The organism is Paraburkholderia sp. (genome assembly GCF_035656215.1).
Lineage (GTDB): Bacteria > Pseudomonadota > Gammaproteobacteria > Burkholderiales > Burkholderiaceae > Paraburkholderia.
Genome location: NZ_DASRSY010000457.1, coordinates 1 through 5,048, shown reverse-complemented (window position 1 = coordinate 5,048; position 5,048 = coordinate 1). Strand labels below are relative to the sequence as shown.

Here is a 5,048-nt window from a genome sequence, read left to right as displayed (position 1 = left end):
CAAAGCGTCGGTATGCGGCGGGAGCAGCAATTTCCGCGGCCCGCTGACGAACGCGCTGCCCGGTTCAAAAAATCGTAGCGGCTGATGCATCTCGCGCGACAAGCCAATGCGCGTCGTCACGCCTATCGGCGCCTCCCCCGTCTCTATCGCGCCGATCCACAGATCGCGTCCGGTGCAAAGATCCCGGCCGTCGAACGACTGACCAATGCCTAAGGCCATGGTGAGCCGGCCCGGACCGCGTGCAAGGTCGCGCAGCGGCACGCCAGGACGCCGCGTCTCCATCAGGGGCAAACCTTCCAGTGGCTCGATCGCGCGAAGTAGAATGCCTGCGCCGATTCCCTCCGCTTCCGCGGACATGTTGAGCATGTACGAAAGCCCGTACGTGAGCCGGACGTAGGCATAGCCAGGAGCGAGAAACATCGCGCCGTTATATGGGCGGCGACCCAAAAACGCGTGGCTGGTCGAATCGCCGAGCGGATAGGCCTCGGTTTCGACAATCCGGCCGCTGATGCGGCCTTCGGGGAGGTCGTGCACCAGGTATTTGCCGACCATGAAGCGCGCCAGCGCGACCGTATCGAGCGGCAATTCGTCACGAAGCAATGGGAGGATGGGCAGCGACTGGGTCGGCATGCGGTCCGGACGGGTTGTGAAGCGTCGCAAAAGCGCAGGGCTCAAGGGATGCGCCGCAGACGCATGAACAGGCATGCCGCCCGCACCGCAGCAAGCGATAGAGCACCATCGGCCTGCATTCCTCGGCCCATTCGTTGTACCTGAACCTCATTTCCGGGCAGGGTCGCATTCACCATGGCACTAATTGGAGTATCGTGTGTTTCCGGCCTGCAGGACAGCCTTTGCCGGTATGGTCTTTAGGTCCGCCCCATCATCTTACAGACTGAAAGAAGTTGCACCACCCGCAGCAGTGTTCCATTCAGATTTGATCCCGAAGTACCCGCTGGTGTAGTACACCGACCCCGTCCGGGGCCGTCGTATTCATGACAATAGGAGAGAGTTGAATGAAAGCATTCCAGGCAATCAAGATGGTCGGCGGCGCGCTGATCGTTCTGGCGTCCGTCAATGCATACGCCCAAAGCAGCGATGCCGCAGCTCCGGCTGCGCCGACGGCAGCCTCGTCGGCACCTGGCGCCAAGTCGGTCAAGAAAGCCGACCGTGCATTGGGACGCAAAGTGCGCACCGCGCTGTCGAAGACAAAAGGCCTGAGCGTGGCCAACATCACCGTACGCTCGCGTAGCGGCGCAGTGACGCTGGCCGGCACGGTGCCGGAGCAAACGCAAGTCGACCTGGCAACCCAGACCGCGCAAGGCGTGGCGGGCGTGACATCCGTCAAGAATGCCCTGACGATCCGTCCGGTCGGACAGTAAACGCGTCAGTCAGTCGTAGCGCTACATCCGGGCGCAACGCTTCGTCAGCAGGCGGCGCGTCCGGACCGAAACATCCGGTTTCTTTCCCATTTCTTTCCCGTGATTTGTTAGCCCGGGAGTGCCGTACCACCGATGGTGTTTCAACCATCGCAACTGCACCGCGTTTTACGCGCAATCCCGCGAAGCTCACTCCTTCAAACGCAGAGCAGCCGCCGGTTGCCTTTACCGCCTTCGCCACTGCGTCGACACCCGCTGTCCCGCGGACTGATAAAACCTCGGTCGTTGCAAATTATCCTTTATAATTTAATGTGTTAGAACGCGTTGTTGACAGGATGGATTAGCATTCACGCTCGCGCTCAGGTTTCACTGGCGCCCGTCTGCCCGTGTCGCGCCAATCCCAAGCAAACAGAACAAGCACCGAAAGGAAGCCCTGAATGACCACGCCCGCGACCGTTTTGCCACGCTGGACCATTGCCGCGCCCTTCGTCGCCTGGATCGTGCTGGGTGTGGCATATGTCCTGCCGGGCAACGGACTGCTGCTCGCGCTAATCGGCGTAGCACTGTGCGCAGCCGTGTTTACAGCGGTGCACCATGCGGAAGTGGTCGCGCATCGGGTCGGCGAGCCGTTCGGCACGCTGGTGCTGGCGGTGGCCGTGACGGTGATCGAGGTCGCGCTAATCGTTTCGGTGATGTTGACGTCCGGTCCCGAGAAGGCCGGCCTCGCGCGCGACACTGTATTCGCCGCGGTGATGATCGTCTGTAACGGCATCGTGGGCATTTGCCTGTTAGTGGGTGGCATCCGGCATCGCGAGCAGGATTTTCAGAGTCGTGGCGCTGCAGCGGCGCTGGCGGTGCTCGCGTCGTTGTCCGTGTTGACGCTGGTCATGCCGAATTACACGACGACCAGTGCCGGCCCGCTTTTGTCGTCGTCGCAACTGGCGTTCGCGGGGGTGTCGTCGCTGGTGTTGTATGGCGTGTTCGTGTTCGTCCAGACCGTGCGGCATCGCGATTACTTTCTTGCCGGCGTCCCCGACGAGGACGTTCATGCTGCCCCGCCGAGTATCGGCGTCGCGCTGGCAAGCGGCGGCCTGCTTGTGGTGTGCCTGGTTGCCGTCGTGTTGCTGGCAAAGGTGCTCTCACCGGTGGTCGAAACGGCGGTGAAGAACGCAGGCGCGCCGCCGGCGGTGGTCGGCATCATCATTGCCGCGCTGGTGCTGTTACCCGAAGGACTCGCTGCTGTGCGTGCGGCGCGCGCCGATCGCTTGCAGAACAGCCTGAATCTCGCGCTCGGCTCGGCGCTGGCCAGTATCGGGCTGACCATTCCAACGGTCGCCGCGGTGTTTTTATGGACCGGTCAGCCGCTCATACTGGGTATCGACGGCAAGGAAACCGTGCTGCTGATGCTCACGCTGGTTGTCGGCACCCTGACGCTCAGCAGCGGACGCACGACAATTCTGCAAGGCGCCGTGCATCTGTCATTGTTCGCGGCGTATCTGTTTCTGTCCTTCGCGCCCTGAAGATAAGCGCGGGGCCCGCGCTTTACCGGAACAACGGACTCCTTCTTCTTACTCTTCCCAATGCTCCGCGATCCAGTCGCGAAACAGATTCAGCTTCTGTTGATGCGCGACTGAATCCGGATACACAAAGTAATAGCGCCAGCCGGTCTTAAGCACCGTATCGAACGGCCGCACGAGACGCTTGGCCGCGACATCTTCGTCGATCAAGGCAAGGTCGCTGATGGCGACGCCGAAGCCCTGCAACGCAGCGTTGGTCGCCATGTCGAGCGTGTCGAAGCTCGGGCCATGCTCGGCGTCGATACCTTGTGTATTCGGCGCATCCACTTCGGCGACCTTGGCGAGCCACATCTTCCAGTCGCGATGATCACGTGTCGGATGCAGCAGCGTGTGGCGCACCAGATCCGCGACCTCGTCCAGCGGTTTGTCTTTCAGCAAATCGGGCGCGCACACCGGCGTCAGACGCTCCTCGAACAAGGGCACCGCCTGCACGTCCGCCCCCGGTGACGAGCCGTAGATGATCGCCGCATCGAACGGCTCGAGCTGGAAGTCGACGTCGTGCTGCCAGGTCGTGGTGATCTGAACGTGCAGGTCGGGGTACTCGGCCTGGAAGCGCATGATCTTCGGCAACATCCAGCGCATTACGCAAGTCGGCACTTTCAGTGCGAGATCAGTGCGTTGACGCGTGAGGCGCAGCGATATCTCTTCGATACGCGCGAAGCTTTCCTTCACGGCAGGCAGCAGTAATTCGCCTTCGGCGGTGAGCGTCAGACCTTTTGCATGGCGTTTGAAGAGCGGAAACTTGTAGTAATCCTCGAGCGCGATGATTTGCCGGCTCACTGCGCCTTGCGTCAGGCATAGGTGATCAGCGGCGCGCGTGAAGCTGCGATGCCGCGCGACGGTTTCGAAAATCTGCAGCGCGTTGAGCGGCGGGAGACGTCGCATCGGGGTAGTCCAGTCCGGGATCAGAAAAAGTCATTGCTCGGGTAGGCGGCGTTACGTGCCGTCATACCCATTGAGCCCACAGGATACGCGATCAGAATGTCCTGCACGCGTTGCGCGCGGGCAAACGCGCATGCATTTCACTCATGGCCTAGCCATTTATTCCCGCCTGGGTGCCGTCGTTTGCACAGACTTAGGGCAAATCCTGTCGGACACCGCACCAGAACCGAGCTTTCCTCATACCTCCCCCACACTCTTCAGTGCAAAAAAATCATGGACGTTAACCCCGATACGCCACTGTCCCGGCGTTCCAACGGATCGCAGCAAAGCCTTCGCTAGCATCGCGCAACAGCCGGCCCATGAGGTTCCGTCATGCGCTCCATGCGCATATTTCGTTTGTTGGGGGATTTTGGCAAACCTAGAGTGCATCCACACGCAACGCATCCGGTATCGCGTGCGGTTGGGTTACACAGGCAGCGCACATGGGCGATGCAGCGGCAGCGGTCAGAGCGAATATCACCAGGCAACAGGCGTTCAACACAGGGAGACCGCCATGCAAGAGATCAAACGGGGTAGAAGGCAGGCCATCAAGACGATCGGCGCAGCACTCGCGGCATCCACCTTGCCGATGCCGTTCATCAATCTGCGCGCACAGGAGCACAACTTCTCCGGCAAGACGCTACGCTTGCTGACCTGGTCGGACGACACAGGCGCAGCAGCCTTGCGCAACATCGCCGCCACGTTCATGGCGAAGACCGGTGCGAAGGTCATCGCCGATCGCGCCGACGGCACCTCCGGCATGGTCGCCAAGGTCAAGGCCGCGGGCGATCGCCCCACTTACGACGTCATCACGCTGGCCGGCGTCGGCGCGGCGGGCCTCGGTGACGCGGGTCTGCTGATGAAGCCCGATCTCGACAAGCTGCCTAATCTCAAGGACGTCGCGCCGCAATACCGCACCGGCGCGAACGGCTTCGGCGTCGGTTATCTGCTGTGGTCGGACGGGTTGATCTACAACACGTCGACGGTCAAGACCGCACCGACCACGTACGAAGCATTGTGGGACCCGAAGTACGCCGGACGTCTGTTCCTGCCGCCGCCCGAATGGGCCGAAGCCGTGGACCTCGCGATCATCGCCGCGAAGATGAACGGCGGCTCGCAACAGAACATCGAACCGGGTTTCAAGAAGCTGATGCAGTTGAAAGACCACGTGATG

At 61.4% G+C, this 5,048-nt stretch carries 5 protein-coding genes; 3 read left to right on the top strand and 2 right to left on the bottom strand.

Annotated elements, in window-relative coordinates:
• The coding region (locus VFE81_RS26825) for a DNA-3-methyladenine glycosylase (protein WP_325047479.1) at nucleotides 1–630 on the bottom strand (630 nt) is incomplete at its 3' end.
• Between the two features lie 383 nt (nucleotides 631–1,013).
• Between VFE81_RS26825 and VFE81_RS26820 the strand changes: the two genes are divergently transcribed.
• Nucleotides 1,014–1,379 (top strand): BON domain-containing protein, encoded by a 366-nt coding sequence (locus tag VFE81_RS26820; protein ID WP_325047478.1) that lies wholly within the window; start codon nucleotides 1,014–1,016, stop codon nucleotides 1,377–1,379.
• Nucleotides 1,380–1,813: 434 nt separating this feature from the next.
• Complete coding sequence (locus tag VFE81_RS26815) at nucleotides 1,814–2,896, top strand: ionic transporter y4hA (RefSeq protein ID WP_325047477.1); 1,083 nt, start codon at nucleotides 1,814–1,816, stop codon at nucleotides 2,894–2,896.
• Nucleotides 2,897–2,944: 48 nt separating this feature from the next.
• Here VFE81_RS26815 and VFE81_RS26810 read toward each other — a convergent pair whose 3' ends face one another.
• Entirely contained in the window at nucleotides 2,945–3,838 is an 894-nt protein-coding gene (locus VFE81_RS26810) for a LysR substrate-binding domain-containing protein (RefSeq protein ID WP_325047476.1), read from the bottom strand.
• A gap of 550 nt (nucleotides 3,839–4,388) precedes the next feature.
• Here VFE81_RS26810 and VFE81_RS26805 point away from each other — a divergent pair.
• Nucleotides 4,389–5,048, top strand: a 660-nt coding sequence (locus VFE81_RS26805) for an ABC transporter substrate-binding protein (protein WP_325047475.1), incomplete at its 3' end; no start/stop codon positions are given.